This window comes from Caballeronia catudaia (assembly GCF_001544755.2).
Lineage (GTDB): Bacteria > Pseudomonadota > Gammaproteobacteria > Burkholderiales > Burkholderiaceae > Caballeronia > Caballeronia catudaia.
The window spans coordinates 44155-68968 of sequence record NZ_FCOF02000031.1 but is presented as its reverse complement, the minus strand read 5'-3'; the positions used below and the strand labels follow the sequence as shown (position 1 = coordinate 68968).

Here is a 24814-nt window from a genome sequence, read left to right as displayed (position 1 = left end):
AGACGTTTCATGCGACGTTCTAACGTTCTGGCAATCGCGGTATCGCTCGGCACGCTGGCACTCACCGGTTGCGGTGGGGGATCCGACGACACAGCGGCCGCCGCGCCCACGGTATCCGTATCGGACTATGTCGTCCCTCGGGCTCCGAGTTGCAGTCCGGGTGACACGCCCGAGACGGCGCTGCAAGGTCAAGTGCCGGCTGCGCTTCGCCAGTCAGGGTTTGGCGGCTTCAGTTGCAACCTGAAGCTCGTCAGTCAACTCCAGGGAGAAGGTGCGTCGTGGTCTTCTGCAACTTACACGGACAAGAAGGGCCAGACGTGCTTTTATCACGCGACGATGGGCGCAACCCCGGCATTCAAAAATCCTGAGGCACCGCCGCGTTTGAATCCTGGGGTGCCCGTCATCAACATCACAAATCCGGCACAGCCGATGCGGGTGAACTCATTGACCTCCAGGTCGATGATCGATCCGTGGGAATCCCTGCGGGTAAACGCCGCACGTGGGATCTTGCTCGCAGACAACGGGCTCGCTGGCGGTGGCGGCCCCGAGATCGACCTGTACGACGTAGCTTCCGACTGCACCCAGCCCCAGTTGCTCGCAAGCGTGCCCGTTGGCACGGGAGCCGACGGCGGCATCATCCCGTCCACGCAGCCGCTGGGTCACGAGGGCAATTTTTCGCCTGACGGCCTCACGTACTATGTGGGCGGCGCCATGACAAAGACCTACTATGCGGTCGATCTGACCGTACCGACCCGGCCGAAGCTTATCTCGGCAGTCGGGGTGGGCGCGCTGGGACTCGACTCGTTTTCTCACGGCCTCTCGGTCAGCCAGGACGGTACCCGCGCGTACTTTGTCGCATCCGGAAACCTCGGGCCGGCGCATGGCTCGGCAGCGCCGCCGCTGAACAACGCCAACGCGACTGGAGACAATGGATTCCTCGTCGTCGATGCCAGTGAGGTGCAGAGCCGGCGTCCCAACGCGCAGATGCATCGAATTTCAACGGTGCCCATTCGTAACGGCAGTGCAGCACAACACACGATCCCGTTTTCTGTAGCGGGCAAGCCCTATCTGGTTGAAGTAGACGAATCGGGGTCTGGCGGCCTTCAGGATATGACCGCCGCGGGCGTCAAAGCTGCGTGCAACGCGGGCATGACGCCGTTCCCGCTGGCGCACATCTACGACATGTCCAACGAAGCGTCGCCGCAACTTGTATCGGAATTGCGGCTCGAAACGCATGCAACCGACAACTGCAGCAAGGTCATTCCCGACGTTCTCGGCCTTTCCTGGTTCACCTACGGGAGCCACTATTGCAGCGTGGACAATCGTGAAAACGCCACCGCACTTGCCTGCAGCTATTTCAATTCGGGCGTGCGCGTGTTCGATATCCGCGATCCGTCCAAGCCCAAGGAAATTGCCTACTACAACCCGGCTTCCGTAAAGTCTCCGGGCGCTGGTTCCGGACATCTCATGTTCGGCCAATATCGCGCAGGTGGCCCAGACTGGTGCGCTTCGCGCCTCGACTTCGATTTTGACCGGCATCTGCTGACCACGGCGTGTCAAGACAACGGCCTGCTCGTCCTCGCGTTTGAGAACGGTACTTGGCCCTTCCCGGAAAGCACGAAGGCGACAGAGACAGGTAACTGAAGTGCAGGAACGACTCCCCTCGAGCCTCGCCTCGAGGGGCAATCCACAAGGTCTTCACAGGGCCCTTCATGCAGCAACGATTGAGCTTTACTACGCTGGTATTGCTGGCCGCACTCGCCAACCCGCTGACATGTGCCGGTTTCGAGTCCGACGTGCACTTCGGACTCACGCTCTGGCTCGCGAAGCAGGCCGGGTTCGCCTCACGGGAAGCCGAGGCCATTGCGCTCGCCAATCAGCGCATTGATGCAGGGTCGATTGAATACATGACGTCGCCGTTGCAATACGCGTGTCTGTCGCGTTTCGCGCCGGATGCCGTAGACGCTCAGGCTCGACACTATCCGAGCGAGCGCAAGGTTCCGGCTGACGCGCACGTCCGGTCAGTCGTGCCAGGCGGTGCGCCGGCCTTGTCCTTGATTGACACAGCATTGCGACGCGCCGACGGGGGAAAGGCCGCATTCATGCTCGGCGAGTTCGGACGGTCGCTGCATTCCCTGCAGGATTCCTGGGCACACAAGGGCGTCCCTTCTGTTCCAGATTGGGGCCGCGAAGGCATCACATGTGACGCCCGCCTGGTGATGGGTGTGCCCGCCGATCGCGGCACACCATCTAGCCACGCCGCAGATTTAACCTGGCGTTGGCCCACCGACGTGAACGACATGGCGAAATCCACATTCACGCAGATGTTGAGGTATCCAATGATCAACGGTGCCGCCCGGCAACCGGCAGCCTGGGACCAGATCCAGCAAGCGCTGACAGGCTTTATTGTCGCGCGAACGAAGCGTGCCAAAGCAGACTGGTTTGTGGCCAACGGCATTACTGATACGTCATTTCTCGATGGAATTAGCCTGCCGGACGGTCCGGCGTGGAAGGCGTCCCGGTGGAAGGGGCGGCGCGACATTCCAACCCCCATGCCACCGACGACACAGTCGGGTGTGGATAGCGGTCTCGTAGATTTTTATACGCGGTTCTTCGTCGAATGGGTGACAACGTCACCGATTGAAAAGCGTTGGCTCCCTGAACTGTCATTGGCGTCATCGCGTAAGTCCGCCGGCACCTTGATTGACCAGCTCATCGGATGGAGGCTTCGAGACCATGGCGCCTATCTTGCGCTTGAAAACACGCCGCATCCAGCAACAAGTTGGTCTTCCACCTTGGGCGGCCGCGCCGCGTTCGAGGTGTTTAAATCATTGAATGATGCCGTACTGCCCTTGATAGTGGAAAGTGACAAGCCGTCCCCTATCCTGCCTTTTCTTGTTTTCCACTTGCCCGATTCGAAGGACGGGAACCCGCGGGCCATCGCCCTCATCAAGCTGCTCGACGCGCCAAACGATACGATCGGGGTTGTGTCGGAGAAGCAAAACGGTTCCGGCTGGAAGATTACCGGGCTGATCTCGTCTGCCGATTACTGAACGAGAAGGCGTTGAAATGGCTAACGACATTGCGCGCGGCTGCAAGACTGACCGGCACCGCACCGGGACCTTCGCGCCGCGCCGAAGAATGCGGCTTGCCGGCTCATCCGCAATGATGATGGTGGCGTGGCTACCGACCTTGGCCGACGCGCATGCCTGGAGCGCTCCCTACTACCTTCCCGTCCCGCTGTGGTTGTACGCATACGCCGCCACCGGTACGTTGATCATTTCCTTCATGGTCGCGGTTTTCGCAACGGCTACGCCGGCGCACGACATGTTGCGATCATGGAACACGCCGGAAACAGGGCTGCGCATTGCAGCGCCATTTCTGCGTGCCGTGCAGCTTGCATGTACAGCGTTCGTCGCCATGTTGGTCGTCTCTGGCATGGCAGGAACCCAGAACCCGTTTCTCAACCTCAACATGTCGGGCTTCTGGATCTGGTTCTACTTAGGGTCGATGTATGTCAGCGCGCTGTTCGGAGACCTCTATGCATTCTGCAATCCGTTCGCGCTGCTATTGCGCGTTGGTGGGCGCTATTTCCACAACCTGGAGCAGGGGCGATATCGCTACCCGCCTCACCTTGCAACCTATCCCGCCCTGCTCGTCTATATCGCGCTGATCGCGCTTGAACTGTTTGGGGCGGGCAAACCGAGAGACGTCAGTCTCTTTCTTCTGGGCTACCTGGCCTATGCGGGGGTCGGTTCCCTCTGTTTTGGACGTCAAACGTGGCTCGATCACTTTGATACGTTTGGCATTCTATGCAGGCTCTCTGCGAAGCTTTCGCTGTGCAAATGGCACCCCGTCCCCGAAAATGGCGCGACAGTCACGCTGAGAAACCCCGTTGTTGACATTGCCCGGTGCAACCCTTCGCACATCAGCGTAGTCGCGTTTCTGTCTTTCATGCTCTCGTCGACGGCCTACGACAGCTTACGTGACACAGCGGCCTGGAATGCGCTGTTTTGGCGCAACGTCTATCCACATATTCTGAGGCTTTTCCCCGAGTTCGGAAAAAACTATGCAATCGCCGGCGGGTTCATTCTTGCCTGGCAATGGCTCACGTTCTTTTTGATAGGACTGACGTACTACTGCGTATTTCGAGGCTTCGGAACGCTGAGCGCGATCAGCTCGCGATCATCGGCGGACGGAAAATCGTTCTCGCAGAAATTCTGTTTGGTGCTATTGCCCATCGCGTTCTTTTACAGTGTCTGCCACTACTTCACGCTGTTCTTAGTCCAGGGCACGCAACTCTTCTCACTGTTATCCGATCCGCTCGGGCTGGGCTGGCGCTTGTTGCCGATGTCGCTAGTCAAGCAAGGCGCGGCGCAGCCCCTCATCAATGTGGGGTATATCTGGCACGGCCAGGTCGCGCTGATTCTTGTAGGCCACATCCTCAGCGTGTACATCACCCACGCAATTACTATCAGGAGCCGGGAGCTCGCCAGAACTTCCATCGTGAACCAGCTTCCATTGCTCGTGCTGACGATTGCGTTGACCATCAGCGGCCTGTGGATTCTCTCGCTTCCTCTCGCATGAAGTTCGCAGACGCCGGCTTGAACTTTGAAGGCGAGACGCCCCACCGCTTGCGGAACGTCGCCGAGAAATGGCTGGCGGTCGAAAAACCGCAGCTGAGCGCGGCTTCCGTGATGTCGCACTGCCCGCTGACGATCAGCTTGCGCGCTGCGTGCAAGCGACTCTCGATGATGTACTGGTGGGGCGTCATCCCGTGGGCCTTCTTGAAGCTTCGGATGAAAGAATAGAGGTCACCCGGATAGTCCACTGCATTAGCCACCGTCAGGAGTGTCAGTTCGTCCTCGAGGTTGTCTTGAATGTAGTCGGCAGCCTTTTGCATTATGGCGGCGTGTGTGTATTCCGTCGGCCGCCGACGCGATTCCAGGTACACCATGCGACGCAGGGCGGCGGCCCCCAGCGATTCGGCGTAAAGCGGGCCCATCGGCATCCCGGCCAGCGCGTCCTCATGGAGACTTCTGACAATCTGGGTGAGCAGTTCGTCACTGACGTCGAACCGAGGGCCGATCGAGACGGGTTGATTTTCCGTCAGCAAACCGGAACGGTCCAGCCAGGATGATTCGAAGTGGACAGTCAGCCACTCGGCCTTATCGGTCCATCGGCTGGAACATGAAAACCCGGCCGGAACGTAGATCAACGGCGTTCGAAGCCGCTTGGACGCCCATCCGCCGCCGTCCATTCGAAGCTCGAGTGCCGTCGGAATCCGTAGGTACATCGCGAGGATTGGTCCCGTTGCCTCCAAATTGGGAACTTCCGAAGCACCGGCGATACAGTGCTCCACCGAAACAGCGGAGAGCGAGGACGCGACGAGGCGCCGTCGCCACTTCGCAGGCGGCTGCCAACGCACCCGGCCGCCGTCGGGAGTAATCGTGCGCACATCGGTCATCGCCGGCTGGTTTGTCACGGTTCATCCTCCGTCCGATTTGTTTGCGATTCTCCAGAAGCGGCGACCGCAACTTTAGTTATCGCTTAACTTTAGGCGCCCATTCTTACTCGAGTCTTACTCGAATGCTGATGTTCGCCAAGTCCGACATGCGCCTCGCGGCGCGGCGGTACTCGCGTTGTGGTTTCTCCTTCTGGGCGCGCGCAAAAACGTTCAGGCCCGCCATGGACAGCGCCGCAACCAGCGGTTCGATCACGAACCCGGCGCTGCCGAAGAAGTCCCTGCCGCCGAGCGTGCAGCATCTTGGTGTCCTTGCGGTGAGCAAGGGCGCAGTAGGTTGTCGAGATCAATCGCCCCGCCGCAGAATGCGATGAGGGATCACGCATTTCCGGACAGCCTTCGTCAACAGAAATAGAGCCGACAGCGGCAAACAGTCGCCAACCGCTCCGCGACGCGCCCACGCGTACGGCATCAGCGCGAGCAAACCAAACGTCTCTGTCTCCTCGGGCCAGTTCGACGAGCCGTTGTGCAAGAAACAGCGCGTCGTCAGTGAACTCACCTCTAGTCAAAGAGCTTCTCGCCAGCGCTGAGGCGCGTGAGCGCGAAAACGCCGCGGCCATGAACAGGCGAGGAACGAACAGCAGTGCGACGCTTAGAATTGATTTATTTTTGCGGTTGCCGGCGCGGGTCTCAGCGTGAGCATAATCTCATCGACGCACCAGCGAGTATCCGCCTATGCCTTCCCTGACCGGCCGCACTTTGAAGCGCAAGCCCGCACGCGGCACCCTTGCTCGCTACCGCGATCGCATCGTCGAGGTGCTCGGCGAAGCTCGCCGCCAGGGGTAACCTTGATTCCCATGCAATTTCCGAGTTAGGGCGCTCCAGTCCTGACAAGGCTCTGCCTTCTGGCGCTAAATTAATATTGCTAAAAATCAATGACTTCCTGTCTGTCTAGGAAGGGTGCACGCTCGCGCGTCGACTGGGGCGTGCGTTGCAGCGTCGTAAGCCAGACTCGACAAGAGGAGGCGGCTTCAGCGAACCGTGTAGTCACGCCGGCCTGTCCGCGGAAGCCGCATGCGCAGCGTACGCGCTGGCTACCGCAGCAGCAAGCGACAGCACGGCGCCGACCACCGCGAGTCCGATCCAGTCGTCGAGGCGTGCCCCATAGCCGCCGAGCGCTGCACGCGCAGCGCCACCGAGGTAGTACGACACCATGAAGATTGTATTTAGGCGGTTACGCGCTTCAGGGCGCAGCGCGTAAATGCGGGCCTGGTTGGCTACGAAGCCGGCACGGTTCCCCAGGTCGAGCAGCACCATGATGACGATCAGGTAGAACTCGTTCCGAGCGGCGGGTGCAAGCAGTGCAACAGCGATTGCGAGCGTCGCGGCGCTAACGGGCGTCACCGCGATGCACTGATCCGACCGACGAGTGCAATTGATATAAAAAGTTCGAGTGTGCGTTTCGGATAAGCGTCAGCCTATGCCTTCGCTCATCCGTCAGAGACCGATCAAGCCTTCGACAAGGCCGAGACGAGTTGGGCCGTATCGACGATGCTGTGCGCGAAAGTGGGCCCGTTCAATTCGTGCGCCGAGTGCATCATCTCGCGCTTGAAAGCGGCTGTGGCGTCCTTGACTAGCGTCACGTGATAACCGAGTTCCTGTGCATATCGACCGGTCGCTTCGATGCACGTGTTCGCCAGTAGCCCGATCAGGATGACATGCGTGATCCCAGGCGCAGGGCTTCATTCTGCCCGTCCTCGCAAAAGCGCTTCGAGTTCCGGTCGAACGCATCGTCATGCGGACGTACCTGATCGGCGGCGGCTTTGGTCGAAGACTGAACGGCGACTACGCCGTCCCCGCCGCGCTGATGGCAAAGGCGCTGGGACGGCCGTTCAAGATGGTTCTTACGCGGGAAGACGACACGCGGCTCGACTCGCTGCGCTCGCCCACCCTGCAACGGCTGCGGCTCGGATGGAACGACGACGGAAAGACTGTGGCAATGGAACACGTCGCGGTCGCGGGCTGGCCGAGTCTGACGGTCTTTCCCGGCAACATGCAGAAGGGCACCAACGGTGCGCCCTACGATCCATTCTCGATCTCGGGAGCGGATCACTGGTACGAGGTCGGCGCATTGCGGGTCCGCGCGGTCAACAACGATCTCGCCCAAAAGAGCTTTCGTCCCGGCTGGCTGCGCGCGGTCGCGCCCGGCTGGACGAACTGGGCGCTGGAGTCGTTCGTGGACGAGGTCGCGCATGCGCAGAAGACCGATCCCGTGGCCTTTCGCCTTGCTCATCTGACGGCCGCCGGCCGGAATGCCGGCGCCGCGCCGAGTTCGACCGGCGGCGCGCGGCGGCAGGCGAACGTCATCCGGCGTGTGGCGCCACGCGCAGGCTGGGGACGCGCAATGCCGCCGGATACCGGTCTCGGCCTCGCCAGTTCGTTCGGGCAGGAGCGCGCGATGCCGACGTGGTGCGCGTGCGTGGCGCAGGTCGGGGTAGACCGGCCAACCGGGCGCATCACGGTGCAAAAGCTGTGGATGGAGATCGACGCGGGTTCCATCATCGATCCTGATGGCGCCATGGCGCAGGCGCAGGGCGCGGCGTTGTGGGGCTTGAGCATGGCGCTTTACGAAGGCACCGGATTCGAGAACGGCTATGTGAGAGATTTGAATCTGGACACCTATACACCGCTGCGCATGGCAGATGTGCCGGACATGGACATCGCGTTCGTGGACAGCACGGAGGTGCCTGTCGGACTCGGCGAACCGCCGACGACCGTGGTCGCGCCGGCCATCGGCAATGCGATTTTCGCCGCCGTCGGCGTGCGCATGCGCCATCTGCCCATTCGCGCAGCCGACCTCAGGCCGGCACTGGATCGGGCACCACACAAGATCACCGGCTAACCATCCAGAAAGACATCAAACCTTTCTACAAGATTATGTACGTTCAGGTGCTGCTGGCAATTGCCGCCGGTGTCCTGCTCGGCCATCTGTATCCGCACTACGCCACTGCAATGAAGCCGCTAGGGGATGCGTTCATCAAACTCATCCGCATGATCATCGGACCGGTGATTTTCGGCACAGTAGTCACCGGCATCGGGAGCATGAGCGATCTGAAGAAGGTCGGACGCGTGGGCGGCAAGGCGCTGGTGTATTTCGAGGTCGTGTCGTCCATCGCACTGGTGATCGGCTTGCTGGCCGGCCATGTGCTGCATCCGGGCGACGGCTTCAACGTGACGGTTTCATCGCTGGATGCCCGAGCGATAGCGGGCTTCGTCAATTAGTCGGAACACCTCGACGGGCTGACGGGATTTCTCGTCGGCATCATCCCCGTATCGTTCTTCGATGCGTTCGCAAAGGGCGACACGCTCCCCATTCTTTTCGTATCGGTCATGTTCGGGGTTGCGCTGTCTGCGGCAGGCGAGCAGGTGCGCAGCCTGACCGCCGCGATCGTGAAGCCCGCCATTCTGGCGACCGCTCCGAGTACGACGGCAACGAACACGAACGCCGTGACGTAAAAGGTGAGGATCAGCTTGAAGAGCGGTATCAGCGACCCGATGCCGTATTTTCCGACCGTCAAGGAGATCGCACCGAACGCCCCCAGCGGAGCCACCGACAAGCTTTCCGCCGTGTTCTTCTCGCTGGTCAGAATCATCACAAAGGTGTTCCGGTTGCTCGCCTACCTAAAGGAGGAGCTGTTCATCGTGCTCGGAACGAGTACGTCCGAAGCGGCGCTGCCATCAATTGATGAAGAAGCTGCAAGACCTCGGTTGCTCGAAGGCGGTCGTGGGGCTGGTCGTGCCGACCGGATACTCGTTCAACCTCGACGGCGCGAACATCTACATGACGCTTGCCGTTTTGTTCCTCGCCCGGGCGACGAATATCCATCTGACGATCGCACAGGAGTTGACGCTTCTGGCCGTCACCATGCTCACGTCCAAGGGTTCCAGCGCAGTCGTGGGCGCAGGCTTCGTTGCGCTGGCCGCGAGTCTTGCCGTGGTGCCGACGCTCCCCGTGGCAGCCATGGTGCTGATCCTCGGCATCGATCGCTTCATGCCGGAATGCCGCTCGCTCGTGAACATCATCGGAAATGCGGTAGCGGTGGTCGTGGTATCGCCGTGGGAAGGAGAGCTCGACCGGTCGAAAATGAACGCTGTCCTCAACGGCAGGCAAGATCAACAGATCCCAATCGATGGAACGGTGACGCTGAATGGAGCGCAACCCGTCGACGGCAGCGCGCCCTGATTCCGGGGCCCGGACGCTTTTCGGCGATGTCAGCCGAGCGGTCCGGTTGTGTCGCGACGGACCAACTGGATGGGCAGGACATCGCGGACGGGGGCGCTCGTGCCTCCGGCTCGAATGCGCTCGACGAGCCTGCGTGCCGCGGTGCGCGCCATGGCTTCAACGGGCTGTCGAATCGAGGTCAGCCCGACAAGCGGCGACCCCGCCAGAGGCATGTCGTCGAAGCCGATGATCGAGAGATGTTGGGGCACCGCGATGCTCTGCCTTTTTGCCGCTTCGAGCACACCGAGTGCAATCGTATCGTTCCCGGCGACGATGCCCGTGACCCGGTTCTCCTCGCTCAGGATAGCGATGGCGCTCGAATAGCCCGCCTCGCTGGTGTAATCACAATATATCAATGGCACCGATGACGACGCTATGCCCGCGCCTGCGAGCCACTGCAGGGCTCCTTTGACCCGGTCTCTGCTGGTCGACGTGTTTTGCGAACCCATGATCAGCCCGATCCGGCGATGCCCCAGTTGATAGAGATGCTCGACCGCGAGGGCGCCGGCGTGAACGTTGTCGATCTCGACCGTGTCGACCCTCACGTCGTCCACGGACCGGACGACGAGCACGAGAGGAATCCCGCGTCTTTGCATCTCTGCCACCACGGGTGAGTCGAGCGTTGCAGTGGCAAAGATCATTCCGTCGAGATAGCCGTCTATCAAGGGCCGAAATGCCAGCAGGTTATTCGCGTCGTTCATCGAGTCGATCATCAAGGTGATCTGATAGTCGAACTCCTGCAGCGCGTCGTGAAGATGCGTCAGCAACAAGGTCATGAACCGGTTGTGCAGGGCGCCGACGACCACGCCAATCAGCTTTGTCGCCGACTTGCGCGTGGATCGACCTTGCGACGGAATTCGATAACCCATTTCAGCCGCAACCGCCTGCACGGCGCCACGCGTCTCGCCACTGATGGCGGGATGACCGGCCAGTGACCGTGACACGGTGGATACCGATAAGCCGAGACGCTCGGCGACATCTTCGAGCCTGACTTTCGACGCCTTTGCACGGACGCTCGGAGAAGGTTTGGTTTGCATAAATTTGCATTGATGCGTCGTGATAGAAAGCCGTTCGACCGTGTGAATCGTGTTTCTAGGGAAAGTATCGAGCATTTGCGCAAAGTTTGCATAAGAACTTGCGCTACATTTGCATCAACGCAGCGAGCCTTCCGATACGCGTCGCACGCTGCTCCTTCCTCACCTCGCACAAGGGAAAATGCAAATGGCAATCCAATACTTGAAGCATGGCCGTAGCGCCGAAGCGTCCTCGCAGGACGCGGCCAAGGTTCGTGACGTGGTCACGGGCATTCTCGCCGACGTGGCATCGCGTGGCGACATCGCTGTCGCCGAACTTTCGGCGAAGTTCGATAACTGGTCGCCTGAGCGCTTCCGACTGTCCGAAGATGAAATTGCGAGCTGTGTCCGCACCTTGTCTCCGGGCCAGCTCGCGGACATCAAGTTCGCGCAGGCTCAGGTGCGCAATTTCGCCCAGGCACAACGCGAGTCGATTCGTGACGTCGAAATCGAGACGCTGCCAGGCGTGGTGCTGGGCCACAAGAACATGCCGGTCGACAGCGTGGCGTGTTATGTCCCCGGCGGCAAGTTTCCCCTGGTTGCATCGGCACATATGGGCGTCGTGACGGCCAAGGTGGCGGGCGTTCCCCGCATCATCACGGCATCGCCGCCGGTCGGTGGCAAGCCGAATCCGGCCGTGGTCGCCGCCATGCACCTCGGCGGCGCGGATGAGATCTACACGTTCGGTGGCGTCCAGGCCATTGCCGCGATGGCGCTCGGCACGCAGACGATCGATCCGGTTGCGATGGTGGTTGGACCGGGCAATGCGTTCGTGGCGGAAGCGAAGCGCCAGTTGTTCGGCCGCATCGGCATCGACTTGATCGCAGGGCCCTCCGAAACGCTGGTGATTGCCGATGACAGCGTCGATGCGGAATTGTGCGCGACCGACCTTCTGGGTCAGGCGGAGCACGGCTTCAACACGCCGGCCGTTCTCCTCACGAACTCGATGCAACTGGCGAAGGGCACCATCGCCGAAGTCGAGCGCCTGCTCGAGATCCTGCCGACTGCCAACACGGCGGGGGTTTCGTGGCGCGACTACGGCGAAGTGATCGTGGCGGACACGCTCGAAGAGATGGTCTCGGTGGCCGATCGAATTGCATCCGAGCATGTTCAGGTGATGACGCGCGACCCCGATTACTTCCTGAAGAACATGAAGAACTACGGTGCGCTGTTTCTCGGCGCCCGTACCAATGTTGCCTACGGCGACAAAGTCATCGGCACGAATCACACGCTGCCGACGGGCAAGGCCGCGCGCTACACCGGCGGTCTGTGGGTCGGCAAGTTCATCAAGACCTGCACGTATCAAACGGTGCTGACGGATGAAGCGAGCGCGCTGATCGGCTCGTATTGCTCGCGACTGTGCGCCATCGAGGGCATGATCGCGCACGGCGAGCAAGCCAACATCCGTGTGCGCCGCTTCGGCGGTCGCGATGTGCCGTACGGTACGGCTGTTCCCGCGTAATCGCCGCTGAGGAGACGCTCATGACACGAACCAGGCCGCGGCCTCGAAGCGATTTCCACTGGTTTTGCCAGATGAATACCCAATGGAAAGACATTGACATCTACGGGCACGTGAACAACGCCGTTCACTACACGTGGTTCGATACCGCAGTGAATGGATGGCTCGTCGCTCGCGGTCTTCTCGACCCGGTTCGTGGCGAGGCAGTCGGTCTGGTCGTGCACACGAGCTGTGAGTACTTCGACGAGGTCGTCTTTCCGGACCTCGTCACCTGTGGACTCTGCGTGAGCCGGGTGGGAAAGACCAGCGTGACGTATGAGATCAGTCTGTTCAGAAACGAGCGTGATCGGTCGTTCGCGCATGGCACGTTCGTTCACGCCTACGTCGACCGCGTGACGCGAAGGCCTGTTCCGCTATCGGAGGAGTTGCAGCGCGCGGCTCATCAGATTCAGGGTGGTAATACTGAATAGCAACTGAGCGCGGCGAGGCGGTCTACCGTTCGCTCCCGACGTTCTGCAGCTTTTCCAGCGCCTCTAGAAGCACATTCCTCGCAGGACCCTTGAGGTACTTCCTGAGTTCCTTCTCGACCTGAGTCTGCGCCGCGCGCCAGTGCGGTTCAGCCTCTTTCAAAACACGTTTGCCGGCAGGGCTGAGCTTCGCCAGTTTGTAGCGCGCATCGTCATCGCTGGAGACCTCAACCCATCCTGCATCGATGAGTAGTTTGATATTGCGCGAGATAGTCGTCTTGTCGAGCGACAACTCGGCTGCAATCTCGTTGTAGGTGGCCGAGCCGAGCCGATCAAGGCCGCGAAGCAAGGTGTGCTGGGTGATCTTCAGGCCCACTGGGCGGAGCGCCTCATCGTAAATGCTGGTCAGAGCATTCGCCGAGCGCCTGAACTGGGTGCAATAGCAATCGGTGAACATCGAAGATCCTTCTTGAGAGATTGATCAGTGTATATGCAACTATCGTAGCACTTCCTGACGAGACGTCGAGGAGAAGACTCGATGCAGCGTTGCGCACGGGCGTTCCAGAGAGAGTCGTCGGTGCGGGTTCTCACTAGGTTGAAGAGATGTCAAATGTCACTAGACTGTTGCATATACATCGGTTGTAGATGCATCTGTAGCGAACCAGAATCGGCACAACTCTCCAAGGCTGCAAACGTGGACCGGTAAGGAGTCGAGGCAAGAGACGAATTGTAGTTGCCGACCGGCTTTGCTGGGATTGCTGCGTCCATATAGATGCATATGCAACCACGGTTTCCCGACTGGTGTCCGGCAACTGCACGACCATTTATGCTGGATTGCCAATCCGTTATTCCTAACTTTGAAGGAGTCCCAGAAAATGCCCATTATCGTTTGCAACACGCGTGCCGGACTGGACGTCGACATTAAGCGGAAGATCGCCAAAGCGATCACTATCGCTGTGAACGAGACCATCAAGTCCCCACTCGAAATCATCAGCGTCGTCTTCAATGATCTCGCGTCCGAAAGCAGCTACGTGGGCGGCGAGCCAGGCGGCGACACCCTCATCATGTGCAACATCCGCGCAGGTCGATCGGACGAGGCGAAGTTCACGCTGGTCAGGAAAGTGAGCGCTATCTTCAGCGACTATGCTGGCATTTCGGAGGACCGTATCGAGACAGGTCTGCTCGAATTCAATCCTAAATTCATTATTCGCGGCGGCCAGCAGTTGCCCGATCCTCCCTACGCGTGATCAGCGGCGCGTGAAGCGAACAGGCAACAGATTCATACATATTTGCGGGTCAATGCATCAGGAGGCGGTTTTGGATACGAAGCAATCGAATGCGGCGGGGCATTCGTCATCGAAAATGGTGACGATCGCTATCGCCAGTTTCATGGGAAGTGCCATTGAGTGGTTCGACTTCTTTCTTTACGGGATCACCTCGGCACTCGTTTTTGGCAAGCTGTATTTTCCAGGTGGAGATCCGCTAACAGGGACACTTCTCGCGTTCGGCACCTTTGCGGTAGGTTTCATCGCACGACCATTCGGTGGCATCGTCGCGGGCCATCTCGGCGACCGTGTCGGGCGCAAGTTCGTGCTGGTAACCACCCTTCTGGCCATGGGGATGGCGACTACGTTGATCGGCCTTGTGCCGTCGTACGACAGCATCGGACTCGCCGCGCCGATCGTGCTGATCCTGCTGCGAATCGTGCAGGGGCTTGCCGTGGGTGGGGAGTGGGGCGGAGCCGCGCTGATCGCCGTGGAGCATGCCAATCCGAACCGACGCGGCCTTTACGGCAGCTTCCCGCAGATGGGACTTCCGGCAGGCCTGTGCATGGCAGTGGGTGGAATGGAATTGGCGAGTCGCTTACCTGAAACGGAATTTCTCGCATGGGGTTGGCGTATTCCGTTCTTGTTCAGCGCAGTACTCGTTGCCGTCGGACTCGTGATCCGGCTCCGCATTGAAGAGCCGCCTGCCTTCAGGAAGGTGCTCGACACCGACTCGACCGTCAAGCTGCCCATCGTCGAGGCGGTTCGTCGATTCCCGAAGGCAATTTTGCTTTCCGCCGGACTTCGCTTCGCGGATAACATTTTGTACTACGTATTTACCACTTTCGGCCTGAGCTATATGACGAGCCATCTCGGCTTGCCGCGAAAGACGGTGCTGGTTGCAATCTTGATGGCCGCCGCGCTCGAACTGCTGACGAACCCACTCTTCGGTGCGTTATCGGACAAGTTCGGTCGAAAGCAGGTGGTGATCTTCGGTGCACTCGTTGCGGTGGCGGCGCCCTTTCCGTTCTTTCACATGGTCGGGACCGGGAGTCCCACGATGATCCTGCTCGCCGAGATCATGGTGATCACGACTGCTCACGCGGCCGTGTTCTCGCCGATGGCCGCATGGTTCGCTGAAATGTTCAGTCCCGAAGTCCGCTATAGCGGGGTGACGATCGGATTCCAGTTGGGCGCATTGCTCGCCGGCGCACCGACGCCACTGATCGCCACGGCGCTCCTCGCGAAGTACGGCGACTACACGCCCGTGGCCGTCTTCGCGATGATCGCGGCAGCCATCACGCTCGTTTGCGCGCTGTTCGCGAGGGCCGCGCAGGATCGCACGGTCTGGATACAGTCTGCGAAGCCATCGATCAACTGAATCTGAAATCCGGGAGAACCTATGTCTGATCGACTTTTTAGCCTTGAAGGGAAGCACGCTGTCGTGACGGGCGCGGGCCGTGGTCTTGGCGCGGACATCGCTGCGTTGCTCGCAAGATCTGGAGCGCACGTCTATCTGCTGAGCAAGGATGCAGCCGAACTCGACGTCGTCGCGGAGCGCATCCATCGCAACGGCGGCGCCTGTACGCCTGTCACATGCGACCTCCTGAAAGACGATCAACTGGAGCGCGCGTTCGGCGAACTTCCCCGACTCGACATCCTCGTCAACAATGCCGGGACCAACATCCCGGCGCGACTCGCGGACGTGACGACCTCCGATCTGGAGTTCGTGATCGGCCTGAATATCAGAGCGACGTTTCTGGCGACGCGAGCGGCAGTGCGCAAGATGCTAGAAAGCGATGCGGCCGATGATCGAGCCATCATCAGCATCTCGTCGCAGATGGGTCATGTGGGCGCGCCTGAACGATCGGTGTATTGCATGACGAAGCACGCGATGGAAGGTTTGACGAAAGCACTCGCCGTCGAGCTCGCGCCCCGAATACGGGTGAATACCGTGGCGCCCACGTTCGTCGATACGCCGATGACGCAACCGTTCTTCGAGAACGAGCAGTTCAGGGACTGGGTCTTCGACCGGATCCCGATGGGCCGTCTGCTTTCAGGCGAGCAGGTCGCAGCGGCGGTGCTGTATCTCGCGTCTCCCGCGGCCGCGATGATCACTGGTACGAGTCTGCGCATCGACGGAGGATGGACGGCGCAGTAAGGTTCGCGATGGCGCGAATGAGAGCGCTCGAGTATCGGGCTGCCGCTCAGCCAAAAGCAAACCGCGCCAGCGCTTCCCGATCGAATGCGAGGCCTGTGCCCGGTCGGTCGGGAACATGAAACAATCCGTACTTGATGGAAAACGGCGTCTCGAGGATCGGATTTACCCAATCCTGCCATTCGAGCCAATGACCTGCTTCCGTGACCCGCACAAGATGCGCGGAAGCCTCGGGATACAGGTGACTGGACACGTCGGTGCCCAAGGCGGGGTCGCCTTAACTCCAGTGTGAGTTCCGGGTTAGGGCTCTTTAGATCTGGCAGACCTTTGCCTTGGGGCCCCAAAACTTGCTCATTGAAATCGGTTACTTGCTGTCTACCTTCGTAATTCATATCGGAGGTCATTCAACAGCATCGACATGCGGCGAAGGAGGGCGACGGCGTCAGGGCTGTAGGCGATGCTGGCTACCTCGGCTTCGGATATGCCTGACGAGACAGCATATCGACGCGGATGGGTCGTTCCGGCCAGTAGCGGTTGTTCGTCCGAGTGCTCTGAGGGGTATTCATGCGGCCGCTGTACGTCGAACAATGGGCGTTCATATCAGTGGTTGGTTCGAGTTGATGTCGCCAAGCGGTGCGGGACCCAATGCATCCTCGATCTCACCATATCGACTATCCAGCGCGTCCGACCCTCCATCCGCCAGCTTCCTCGTCATCGGGTGCAACACGAATCTTCTGACGTTTTGTTGCCTTGAGTTCGCATTGCGCGAAAACCAACGTAGCGAGAAGCATAGCCTTATGAGGCACGCGACGCTAGAAGCGCATTTCAATCGCTTGCGAGCTCCACGCCGGGTGTTTCGAATATGCGGATATCGTCTCGTAGCGTAAGCGGGCAATGCGACGGTGAAATCGCGAAGGGCAGCTTCGGGTCCACGAGAATTGTGCACCCACTGGGGTAATGCCGCCTATCCTTGGAGGTAGGCGAACCGCAGGATCCCGGTCATGATCAATTTGCACGAACTCCGGTATGTTCGGCTCGGTACCCGTGACATCGAAGCCGCGGTGGGGTATGCCTGCGATATTCTTGGATTGCAGCTGGTGCGCCGCGAGGGTGGGTGGACCTACCTGCGATCAGATGAGCGTGATCACACGCTGGTTTACTTCGAGGGCGATCCAAAGGACCATACGATCGCATTCGATGTCTCCGCGAATGAGGCGCTCGAGCATGCGGGCACGTTGTTGGAGCAAAACGGTTTCCGCGTGCACGCCGGCAGTCGCGACGAGTGCGATCAACGTCGCGTACGCAGCTTCATCGGCTTCAAGGATCCGTCGGGCAACCACATCGAATTGGTGTTCGGCGCCTTGCATTGCGGCCGCCGCTATTTCCCGGCTCGCGATGCCGGAATCACTGGCTTCAGCCACGTGGGCCTGCGCAGCACCGATCCCCGCCGCGATGAGATCTTCTGGACGACACTGTGCAATGCACGTGTGAGCGACTGGATCGGACCCGCGCCGCTGCTGAGAATCGACGAGATACACCACCGGATCGCCCTCTTTCCATCCTCGTTTGCCGGGATTCAACACATCAATCACCAGGTCGAAAGCATCGACGACCTCATGCGCTCCTGGTACACCCTGCGTGACCAGGGGATACCCATTCGGTTCGGACCTGGGCGGCATCCGACGTCGGGCGCCATCTTTCTCTACTTCGAGGGTCCCGACGGAATGACTTATGAATACTCGACAGGCGTTCGCCTGATCAGGCGGGACGAGGAGGCGACTTATTGCCCCCGTCACTTCCCGTTCGGTTCCACCGGCTTTTGCATGTGGGGCGCCAAACCAGATATTCCAGAGTTTCAATCCTGACGCGCGAGCCGATCCATCGCCGATCGCGCAGGAACAATATCAAGGCCCGGAGACGGAGCCTCGGAGAATTCGCGGGGCAAGCGTCCTGCCTGCACCCATCAACCAGGCGGGCAGGATTTCTCGACTGCAGGGAGAGCGCCATGGCGACGATCAGAACGGTCGACGTACAGGACTTCATCAACTCGCACAAGCTGTCGACGTATCAGCTTCTGATCGTCGCGTTGTGCTTCCTGGCCGTCGCGTTGGATGGTTTCGATACCGGAAGCGTCGGATTTATTGCGCCTGCCATCAGGAAGCAATTGGCATTGAGCGCACCTCAGTTGGCGCCTGTGTTCGGGGGCGGCCTGTTTGGTCTGATGATAGGCGCACTCGTATTTGGTCCACTTGCCGACAGGTTTGGGCGCAAGCCGATACTCTGCCTTTCAGTGGCGCTGTTCGGCGTCATGTGCTTGTGGTCCGCCTACGCGACCTCTGTGCGCGAGCTCATCGTATTGCGATTCCTGACGGGCCTGGGTCTTGGCGGAGCGATGCCTACAGCGATTACGATGACATCCGAAATCGGTCCCGAGAAACAGCGCTCGCTCCTGGTGACGAGCATGTTCTGCGGCTTCACGCTAGGCGGGGCGTTGGGGGGCGTGGTCGCCTCGCAGATCCTTCCGCTGCACGGCTGGCAGGGCGTGCTGTTATTCGGTGGAGCAATGCCGTTGGTGCTGGTGCCGGTTCTGGTTTGGCTTCTGCCCGAGTCTGCCCGGTACCTGACGTTGACCGGCCGAAACCAGGAGCAAGTGGTCCGCACGCTCCGACGCATCGCACCGCAGGACGTGCTCGACCATGCGACATACACCGTCCTCGAGAACAAGGTCGAGGGCTCTCCGGTCCGCAGCCTTTTCCGCAGAGGCATGATCGTTGGCACCGTCTGCCTCTGGCTCACCTTCTTCATGAGTTTGCTGGTGTATTACCTGCTCACCAGTTGGCTACCGACGGTGATTAACAACACAGGTATCCCTCTGGGTAGGACTGCGTTGGTCGCCGCCGCGCTGCCCTTCGGCAGCACGGTCGGCGCCGTGCTGATCGGCCGCCTGATGGACAGATACAATCCCTGTCTGGTGCTTGCAAGTTCCTACGCTATTGCCGCCATGTTTATCCTGCTCATCGGCGTCGCTTCGTCGTTGCCGATGCTGATGTTCGCGGTCTTTGGGGCAGGTCTTGGGACCGGCGGCTCGCAGACCGGCGTCAATGCACTGGCGGCGGCCTACTATCCAACCTCCAGCCGCGTCTCCGGCGTGAGTTGGGCACTTGGCATTGGCCGGGTGGGTTCGATCGTGGGCTCGATGGTCGGTGGAGTGCTGCTAGCCATGCATCTGGGCCTGCCGATCATGTTTGTTCTGGTTGCGATTCCCGCTATCGTCGCCGCACTCGGCATGCTTGGCATGGGACGCGACGTGGCCGCGCTCAGGTCGTCTGTAGTTGCTCGAACGCCCCCACGCTCCGCCAAGCTTTAGAGGCGACCGTCGGCGCCGAATACATGCATTGCATTTTCGTCGAAGGTAACTTCTCCGGCTTTTCATTCAGCGTCACCGCACGCCAATGGTGCTGACACGCTTCGCGAAGTTACGGAAGGACGCGGCCGATGGCCGGCCAACAGCTGACTTCCTGAATGTCGGCTCTGGGCCTGTGAACCGACGCCCGCGAGTCAGAACGTAGAACGTCGGCTCCAGGTCGAGACCGGCCAACGCGCTACTTGCAATTCTTGGCCAGAACATGCGGCGTTACCTGGAGAATGGCGCGTCTCATGTGGTCGTGGCTTGGCGCGGAGCCTCCTCCGCTGCACTTCTGACGTTGAAACCGACATTTTTCTTCGGGTTGTTGACGTACTTGACAACAGCAGGCGGTGTTGTCATGATTGTCAACATGAACGCTATCCGCCTTCTGAGACGCCGCGTCCCTGTCGATGAGCACTCGTTCGCGGCTTTCCTCGTGTGGCAAGTTCCGGAGCCGGTCGAGGGAAGCGCGCATTTCTACAAGTACAGCGTGGCCTACATCGTAAAAGGCGTCTGCGTGCTGCGGTACGACAATGAGCGCGGAAAGGGCGATCACAAGCACGTTGGCGACGTTGAGACGGCCTATGCGTTCACGACGCCAGAGCAGTTGATGACAGATTTCTGGTCAGATGTCGACCAATGGAGGGCTTCGACATGAACACGGTAACGCTCGGCGTCGCCTCCCGCGAAGCCATCACCCGCAGTTTCGCCGCGGCGATGCGCGGCGAACAGCAGGGCGAGTTCATTAGCTTTGCGACGCCCGAACTGCTTCTCAAGACGCTCACACAGCTGCGCTGGGACATCCTCAAGAAGATGACAGGCGCAGGCGCGATGTCGATTCGCGAACTGGCTCGCCGCGTCGGGCGCGACGTTCGACGCGTGCATGACGATGTGCTCGTGCTGCTCAATGTTGGCGTCCTAGAGCGCGCGGAAAACGGCGACATCGGGTTTCCCTACGACGCGGTCCACGTCGATTTCACGCTGCAAGCGGAGGCCGCTTGACGGCAGCCTCGAATGAGCCAACCGCAATCGCCTTGAAGATTTTTCTTCAGCGAGCGGGCGAAATTTTGTTGGGTGCGATATCGTCCGGCAGTTGAGCGCGAGGCGACACCGCGCCCGACAGCGATTCTGATCCGGCTGTCCTGCTTATCCAATCCTAAAACATAGGATAACTAACAAAATATCGTTAAGTTTCTTTATGTAAATCGACGACTCAAATTTTATGATGGGTGCGTATAGGCGCTGCGATGGGCCGGCGGCCGTCCCGGTTACGGCTGACACTCGAATCGAGACGTATTGTTACGCAACTCCTGCGGCAGCGGGATCGATCGTCTGCTCTCGAGCGACATAAAGACGAGTGTCTGCTCGATCCGGACGCGGAGCTCATCAATCAAACGACTTCGAAGCACTTGAACGCGTGGATCGAGCCTATCGGCGCACCGTCGACTACCAGCACACAAGTCGCCGCTGCGGTCCGGATCTCTTCGGTCGCGAACGCTGCTCGTGATCGGGCGGAACCGATCCTCGCAAGTGGTGAACTCGCTCATGTCTCGATGCCGGGACTGCTTGGCTATCCGCGGTCCCATAAATTCTCCGACCGCGATGACACCAATCAGTTCGGCCACGAGTCCCGCGCCTGCGATTCGAGGACCGGGAACTCGCGATACAACGGCACATCGTAGAGGGCCTCTTCCGTCGCTGGATCCGACAGACCGAACTAATGCTGGACGAAGCGAATGTGCAACATCGGTCGAAAGGGGAAATGGCGGACGGCCAGTCTCCCCCTTTGGACAGTGCGGCTCGATCAACTTGTACAGCCGCGAAAAGGTTCAAGCCGAGATGAAGTTGCTTCATCGCAGAGTTTCCTTAACGCAACGCCGCTGAGAACCGCACAGTCGGTTCACGCGCGACGCCTGGCATGGGAGCGGCCGATCAACAGGTAGTGAGCGAGCGCGATCAGTGGAAAGGCCGTGGCTACCGCGGCAACTAGCGGCCAGCCGCCATGCTCGTAGAGCGGACTGGCGATTGCCGACCCCAACGCGCCGCCAACGAAGATGCTTGTCATGTACAGCGCGTTAAGCCGGTTGCGGCTTGCCGCATGCAGCGCATAGATTTCGCGCTGACCTAGCACCATGTTCATCTGCACCGCGAAGTCGAGCACGATGCCGGTTGCCGCCAGGCCTGCCACGCTCCACGACGAGTGGATGAACGTCGGCATATAGGCGAGCGCGCCGACCACGAGCGCGATCAAGGTTGCGCGCACGGTGTGGCCGGCGTCGGCTAGACGGCCTGCTACCGGCGCGGAAGTCGCGCCGATTGCGCCGACCAGTGCGAACAGCCCGATCTGTGTCTGCGTGAGGCCCAACTGGCGCGTCAGTTCAATTGGAATCGCGGTCCAGAAGAGGCTGAACGATGCGAACATCAACGCCTGATACAGGGAGCGATGACGCAACACCGGCATAGTGCGCACGAGGTGGCCAAGCGAAACGATCAGCTCGAAGTACGTGGCCTGATGGGCGGGCTGGCGTCGCGGAATGGTCAGTCCGAGCAGGGCGGTCACCAGTGCCATCAGCACCGCAGCGGAGCCGAACACGGCGCGCCAGCCAAAGTGTCCCGCAACTACGCTGGAGATCGGGCGCGCCAGCAGGATGCCGAGCAGCAGGCCGCTCATGATCGTGCCCACCACTTTGCCGCGCGATTCGTCCGGTGAAAGATGGGCGGCGAGCGGAATCAGGATCTGCACGGCGACCGAACTGAATCCTACGAGAAGCGAGATGATGAGAAACCCGCCGGGTTGGTGCGCGAATGCCGCGGCGGCGAGACTCGCAATCGACACGAGTGCCGTGGAGATCATCAGCTTGCGGTTCTCGATCAGGTCGCCAAGCGGCACAAGAAAGAACAGCCCCAACGCGTACCCGATTTGCGTGAGCGAGACAATCAGGCTCGCCATGCCGCTCGACATATGAATGTCGGGGGCGATCAGCTCAGTGATCGGTTGCGCATAGTACAGGTTCGCGACAATGGCGCCGCAGCAGACGGCGAACAGAGCGATCAGACCATTTGTCAGTTTGACCGAACTGCCAGCGCTCGCTGTGGCAGATAGCTGGTTTGACATGACGACTCCATAAAGTAGATAACAAAAGAAGGGTGGTTATGCGGGAAGCCCAGCGAACCGAATCCGTTGCGCCGCTGCATGCAACGCGTTGCCGAAAACCGCTGGTGGCTGCGCGCCGCTGATCAAATGCCCGTCGATCACGATGACCGGTACGGCGTGAATGCCGGAGCCATCCTTAGGCCCGTAACGAGCGAGTGGCGCGCCAATGCGTGCGGACAGTAACTCGGCGCGTACGTCGTCGGTGTCGAGGCCGTGCAACGCGGCGATCTCAAGCAGTACGTCGGGCGAACCGATATCGCGTCCTGCCGAGAAATAGGCCGCAAAGATTGCGTCGCACAACGCAGCAGTTGCGCGCGGCTGGTTGCGCTGTTGCGATAACTGCACCAGGCGATGCGCAATGCGCGTATTGGGCGTTCGCAGCATCTTGTCGTAGTCAAAGCGGACACCGGCCGCGAGGCCAGCGGCGCTCACCTGCGCGTCCCCGATCTGCGAGCGCGCCCGACTGCCGAACTTCTGGCTGCGATACGTGCGGCGATCCATGCCTTCGGGGGCATGTCAGGGTTGAGTTCGAACGGCAGGTAGCGGAACGCAACCTCAGCCGTGCGTTCGATCCCGGCTTCCGCAAGCGCCGCGGCGGGGTTGCGCTGGCCGATCCAGCACCACGGGCAAATGAAGCCGTAGTGGACATCGATTCGGATGGCGGGCATGGCGAGTCGTCTCCGATGAGCAATGCCTGCAGCTTAGGCGTTGCGTTTTATATTCTGAATTGGGATAAAATGCAAGCTTGTGTTGCGTTGTACGCAACGTAAATCGTCAGTGAGTCGCGCATGAACAAATTCCTCGCCGTCAAAACCTTGCTCGAAGTAGCCGACGCAGGCGGATTTTCGAAGGCCGCGCAGCGCCTAGGCGTGGCCACCTCATCCGTGACGCGCCTCATGGATTCGCTCGAGGCGTCGCTCGGCACGGCGCTGTTGACGCGTACGCCGCGCAAGGTGAGCCTCACCGACGCGGGCATTGCCTACGTCGAGCAGGTGTCGAAGGTGCTCGACGATCTGGCGGAGGCCGACGAAAGCGTGTTCGATAGTGGCGCCGCGCCAGTCGGCGCGCTCCGCGTGTCGGTGCCGTCCACGTATAGCCGCTTGTGCCTCGCGCCGCATCTGGCGGCGTTTCTCTCCGAATATCCGCGCCTATTCCTCGACGTGGCGGTAAGCGACCGGTTCGTCGATCTCGCAGTTGAGCGCATTGACGTCGCCATTCGCATCGGCTCTGCCGACCGCGACGCCAATCTGATCGTGAAGAAGCTGGCAGATAATCCGCGTTGCGTCGTGGCGAGCCACGAGTACCTTGAACGTAGCGGCGCCCCCGCTGCGCCCGCGGACCTCGCCCGACACGAGTGCTTGCGCTTTGCCTATGGCGGTGGCTACCGCGCGCGGCAAGTGTGGGCCTTCGAGCGCGAAGGCTCGGAAGAACGCGTCGACGTGCGCGGCCAACTGCTCTCCAATAGTCTCGACATACTGTTCGAAGCGGTCATTTCCGGGAGGGGTATCGCGCTGCTGCCCGAGTGGCTTGTGGCGTCCGAGATCCGCGCCGGCCGCCTGATGCGCCTGTTCGAGACATTCCAGGCGCGACCTCAGCCGGGCGATGCGGTCGTGTATGCCGGGTACCTGCCTAATCGCCGCCAGTCGACCAAGGTGCGAGCGTTTTTGCAGTTCATCGAGCCACGGTTAAGAACTCCGCAAGAAGGCTGAGCCGCACGTTTCACTCGCACTAGCAGCGCCTGATGTATGCCGGCGCGGCGACGCTTACGTGAGGACAATGTAGGCCTCGCAACGCAGCTGGATTTGCTTGATGCTTCACATCAACGAGATAGGGCCGCCCCGTCCCGGACTTGCCCACAGGCTTACTCACACAATCTGTGGATAAGTCCGTCTCTGATGACGCGGGGTGGCGGCGCCGTGTATGAGGATCCGACCTCTTGACGATCTTTGAGGGCGCGGCGAACTATTCGACGCTCGATGTCGATTCACCGCAACCGGCCACTTTCAGCCCTTCACATCCGTCGTCAGTCGGCCGTTTTGGTGGCGACTCTCCTACTGTAACCGGTCATCGGACTGCGAATAATGCG

25 protein-coding genes and 3 pseudogenes are annotated in these 24814 nt (G+C 60.3%); 17 read left to right on the top strand and 11 right to left on the bottom strand.

The genetic code is table 11. The features are described 5' to 3' along the window. Nucleotides 1-9 precede the first annotated feature (9 nt). From AWB75_RS26080 to AWB75_RS26070, 3 genes are all read left to right on the top strand, one after another. The gene (locus AWB75_RS26080; RefSeq protein ID WP_061126923.1) at nt 10-1644 is read left to right on the top strand and encodes an LVIVD repeat-containing protein; all 1635 of its coding nucleotides are present in this window, start codon (nt 10-12) and stop codon (nt 1642-1644) included. Nucleotides 1645-1712: 68 nt separating this feature from the next. Then, a complete protein-coding gene (locus AWB75_RS26075; RefSeq protein WP_061126922.1) occupies nt 1713-3053 on the top strand; it encodes a DUF6765 family protein in 1341 nt (446 codons plus the stop codon). 16 nt (nt 3054-3069) lie between these two features. Beyond that, a complete protein-coding gene (locus AWB75_RS26070; RefSeq protein WP_061126921.1) occupies nt 3070-4587 on the top strand; it encodes a hypothetical protein in 1518 nt (505 codons plus the stop codon). Here the strand turns inward: AWB75_RS26070 and AWB75_RS26065 are convergent. Further along, nucleotides 4550-5485 (bottom strand): helix-turn-helix domain-containing protein, encoded by a 936-nt coding sequence (locus AWB75_RS26065; protein WP_061126920.1) that lies wholly within the window; start codon nt 5483-5485, stop codon nt 4550-4552. The genes AWB75_RS26070 and AWB75_RS26065 overlap by 38 nt on opposite strands. A 104-nt stretch (nt 5486-5589) precedes the next feature. On the opposite strand from AWB75_RS26065, the gene AWB75_RS37250 reads away from it, so the two are divergent. Then, nucleotides 5590-5838 (top strand): hypothetical protein, encoded by a 249-nt coding sequence (locus tag AWB75_RS37250; RefSeq protein ID WP_143746500.1) that lies wholly within the window; start codon nt 5590-5592, stop codon nt 5836-5838. Nucleotides 5839-6511: 673 nt separating this feature from the next. Here the strand turns inward: AWB75_RS37250 and AWB75_RS26055 are convergent. Continuing rightward, the gene (locus AWB75_RS26055; protein ID WP_061126918.1) at nt 6512-6868 is read right to left on the bottom strand and encodes a hypothetical protein; all 357 of its coding nucleotides are present in this window, start codon (nt 6866-6868) and stop codon (nt 6512-6514) included. A 104-nt stretch (nt 6869-6972) separates the two neighbouring features. Then, nucleotides 6973-7107, bottom strand: a complete 135-nt coding sequence (locus tag AWB75_RS39205) for a hypothetical protein (RefSeq protein ID WP_268807870.1) — start codon at nt 7105-7107, stop codon at nt 6973-6975. Nucleotides 7108-7208: 101 nt separating this feature from the next. Here AWB75_RS39205 and AWB75_RS26045 point away from each other — a divergent pair, with 101 nt between their 5' ends. Then, nucleotides 7209-8366 (top strand): xanthine dehydrogenase family protein molybdopterin-binding subunit, encoded by a 1158-nt coding sequence (locus AWB75_RS26045; RefSeq protein ID WP_327219837.1) that lies wholly within the window; start codon nt 7209-7211, stop codon nt 8364-8366. Nucleotides 8367-8401: 35 nt separating this feature from the next. Beyond that, nucleotides 8402-8699, top strand: a pseudogene (locus AWB75_RS39650) (cation:dicarboxylate symporter family transporter); the annotation flags it as partial. Nucleotides 8700-8742: 43 nt separating this feature from the next. Here AWB75_RS39650 and AWB75_RS39645 read toward each other — a convergent pair. Then, nucleotides 8743-9117, bottom strand: a complete 375-nt coding sequence (locus AWB75_RS39645) for a cation:dicarboxylate symporter family transporter (protein ID WP_456061785.1) — start codon at nt 9115-9117, stop codon at nt 8743-8745. 13 nt (nt 9118-9130) lie between these two features. On the opposite strand from AWB75_RS39645, the pseudogene AWB75_RS39320 reads away from it, so the two are divergent. Continuing rightward, nucleotides 9131-9707, top strand: a pseudogene (locus tag AWB75_RS39320) (cation:dicarboxylate symporter family transporter); the annotation flags it as partial. Between the two features lie 29 nt (nt 9708-9736). Here AWB75_RS39320 and AWB75_RS26035 read toward each other — a convergent pair. Continuing rightward, nucleotides 9737-10858: a LacI family DNA-binding transcriptional regulator gene (locus AWB75_RS26035; protein WP_235012242.1), complete on the bottom strand. Its 1122-nt coding sequence runs from the start codon at nt 10856-10858 to the stop codon at nt 9737-9739. A gap of 109 nt (nt 10859-10967) precedes the next feature. Here AWB75_RS26035 and hisD point away from each other — a divergent pair, with 109 nt between their 5' ends. Further along, nucleotides 10968-12281: a histidinol dehydrogenase gene (gene hisD, locus AWB75_RS26030; RefSeq protein ID WP_061126916.1), complete on the top strand. Its 1314-nt coding sequence runs from the start codon at nt 10968-10970 to the stop codon at nt 12279-12281. A 71-nt stretch (nt 12282-12352) separates the two neighbouring features. Continuing rightward, the gene (locus AWB75_RS26025) at nt 12353-12748 is read left to right on the top strand and encodes an acyl-CoA thioesterase (RefSeq protein ID WP_327219821.1); all 396 of its coding nucleotides are present in this window, start codon (nt 12353-12355) and stop codon (nt 12746-12748) included. Between the two features lie 22 nt (nt 12749-12770). Here AWB75_RS26025 and AWB75_RS26020 read toward each other — a convergent pair whose 3' ends face one another. Continuing rightward, entirely contained in the window at nt 12771-13202 is a 432-nt protein-coding gene (locus AWB75_RS26020; RefSeq protein WP_061126914.1) for a MarR family winged helix-turn-helix transcriptional regulator, read from the bottom strand. A gap of 418 nt (nt 13203-13620) precedes the next feature. On the opposite strand from AWB75_RS26020, the gene AWB75_RS26015 reads away from it, so the two are divergent. From AWB75_RS26015 to AWB75_RS26005, 3 genes are all read left to right on the top strand, one after another. Next, nucleotides 13621-13992, top strand: coding sequence for a tautomerase family protein (locus AWB75_RS26015; RefSeq protein ID WP_061126913.1), 372 nt, complete (start codon nt 13621-13623; stop codon nt 13990-13992). A 70-nt stretch (nt 13993-14062) separates the two neighbouring features. Next, entirely contained in the window at nt 14063-15391 is a 1329-nt protein-coding gene (locus AWB75_RS26010) for an MFS transporter (RefSeq protein ID WP_235012241.1), read from the top strand. 21 nt (nt 15392-15412) lie between these two features. Next, entirely contained in the window at nt 15413-16171 is a 759-nt protein-coding gene (locus AWB75_RS26005) for an SDR family NAD(P)-dependent oxidoreductase (RefSeq protein WP_061126911.1), read from the top strand. A 46-nt stretch (nt 16172-16217) separates the two neighbouring features. Here AWB75_RS26005 and AWB75_RS26000 read toward each other — a convergent pair whose 3' ends face one another. Continuing rightward, the gene (locus AWB75_RS26000) at nt 16218-16433 is read right to left on the bottom strand and encodes a hypothetical protein (RefSeq protein WP_061126910.1); all 216 of its coding nucleotides are present in this window, start codon (nt 16431-16433) and stop codon (nt 16218-16220) included. A gap of 736 nt (nt 16434-17169) precedes the next feature. Between AWB75_RS26000 and AWB75_RS25995 the strand changes: the two genes are divergently transcribed. From AWB75_RS25995 to AWB75_RS25980, 4 genes are all read left to right on the top strand, one after another. Further along, nucleotides 17170-18033, top strand: a complete 864-nt coding sequence (locus AWB75_RS25995) for a VOC family protein (RefSeq protein ID WP_061126909.1) — start codon at nt 17170-17172, stop codon at nt 18031-18033. 140 nt (nt 18034-18173) lie between these two features. Continuing rightward, nucleotides 18174-19535 carry an MFS transporter gene (locus AWB75_RS25990; RefSeq protein WP_061126908.1) on the top strand — a complete coding sequence of 454 codons (1362 nt, stop codon included), beginning with the start codon at nt 18174-18176 and terminating at the stop codon, nt 19533-19535. A 397-nt stretch (nt 19536-19932) separates the two neighbouring features. Then, nucleotides 19933-20232, top strand: a complete 300-nt coding sequence (locus AWB75_RS25985) for a toxin-antitoxin system TumE family protein (RefSeq protein WP_235012240.1) — start codon at nt 19933-19935, stop codon at nt 20230-20232. Continuing rightward, entirely contained in the window at nt 20214-20576 is a 363-nt protein-coding gene (locus tag AWB75_RS25980; protein ID WP_235012239.1) for an HVO_A0114 family putative DNA-binding protein, read from the top strand. The genes AWB75_RS25985 and AWB75_RS25980 overlap by 19 nt, the downstream gene beginning before the upstream one ends. 640 nt (nt 20577-21216) lie before the next feature. Here AWB75_RS25980 and AWB75_RS38210 read toward each other — a convergent pair. The 4 genes and pseudogenes from AWB75_RS38210 to AWB75_RS39200 form a co-directional block, all read right to left on the bottom strand. Further along, nucleotides 21217-21391, bottom strand: a pseudogene (locus tag AWB75_RS38210) (transposase); the annotation flags it as partial. Nucleotides 21392-21474: 83 nt separating this feature from the next. Further along, on the bottom strand, nt 21475-22689 hold the full coding sequence (locus AWB75_RS25965; protein ID WP_061126905.1) for an MFS transporter: 1215 nt from the start codon (nt 22687-22689) through the stop codon (nt 21475-21477). Nucleotides 22690-22725: 36 nt separating this feature from the next. Continuing rightward, complete coding sequence (locus AWB75_RS25960; protein ID WP_268807869.1) at nt 22726-23229, bottom strand: DsbA family protein; 504 nt, start codon at nt 23227-23229, stop codon at nt 22726-22728. Further along, nucleotides 23157-23396 carry a DsbA family protein gene (locus AWB75_RS39200; protein ID WP_268807868.1) on the bottom strand — a complete coding sequence of 80 codons (240 nt, stop codon included), beginning with the start codon at nt 23394-23396 and terminating at the stop codon, nt 23157-23159. Before AWB75_RS39200 ends, AWB75_RS25960 begins: the two co-directional genes overlap by 73 nt. Before the next feature lie 120 nt (nt 23397-23516). Between AWB75_RS39200 and AWB75_RS25955 the strand changes: the two genes are divergently transcribed. Beyond that, nucleotides 23517-24437 carry a LysR family transcriptional regulator gene (locus AWB75_RS25955; RefSeq protein WP_061126904.1) on the top strand — a complete coding sequence of 307 codons (921 nt, stop codon included), beginning with the start codon at nt 23517-23519 and terminating at the stop codon, nt 24435-24437. The last annotated feature ends 377 nt before the right edge of the window (nt 24438-24814 follow it).